Here is a 624-nt window from a genome sequence, read left to right as displayed (position 1 = left end):
TCGCCAGCCACTTGGCGAGCACGACCTTCTGCTGATTGCCGCCGGAGAGCACCCCGACGTGGTCGGCGAGGCTGCCGTACTTCAGCTGGAGCCGGACCGCCCAGTCGGCCGCCCGGCCGCGCTCCAGCGCCCGTCGCACCAGCCCCGCGCGGCCCAGTTGGTCGAGGCCGGTCAGCCCGATGTTCCGTTCGATGGACATCTCCATCACCAGGCCCCGCTGGCGCCGGTCCTCGGGGACGAGCGCGAGCCCGGCGTCCATGGCGGCGGTCGGCGAACCGGGCCGCAGCACCGTCCCGTCGACCCGCACCTCGCCCGCGTCCGCCCGGTCCACGCCGAAGACGGCCTGGGCGACCTCGGTGCGCCCGGCACCGACCAGCCCGGCGAGCGCGACGATCTCACCGCGCCGCACCTCGAAGGAGACGTCCCGGAAGACGCCCTCACGGGTCAGCCGCCGCACCGACAGCGCGGTTTCGCCGACCCGGCTGTCCTGCTTGGGGTAGAGCTCGGCCAGATCCCGGCCCACCATGCGGCGGACCAGATCGTCCTGGGTCAGCCCCGTCAGCGGCTCGGAGGCCACCCACCGGCCGTCCCGCAGGATGGTGACCCGCTGGCACAGCTCGAAGA

The 624-nt window shown here is 74.0% G+C and carries 1 protein-coding gene; it reads right to left on the bottom strand.

What is annotated here, in order from left to right; translation table 11 throughout:
• Positions 1-624, bottom strand: a 624-nt coding sequence (locus CCN37_RS38565) for an ATP-binding cassette domain-containing protein (protein WP_143262097.1), incomplete at both ends; no start/stop codon positions are given.

Source organism: Allokutzneria sp. NRRL B-24872 (assembly GCF_002155965.1).
Taxonomy (GTDB): Bacteria; Actinomycetota; Actinomycetes; order Mycobacteriales; family Pseudonocardiaceae; genus Allokutzneria.
The sequence above is the reverse complement of the archived record's forward strand: the minus strand, read 5'-3'. Positions and strand labels throughout refer to the sequence as shown.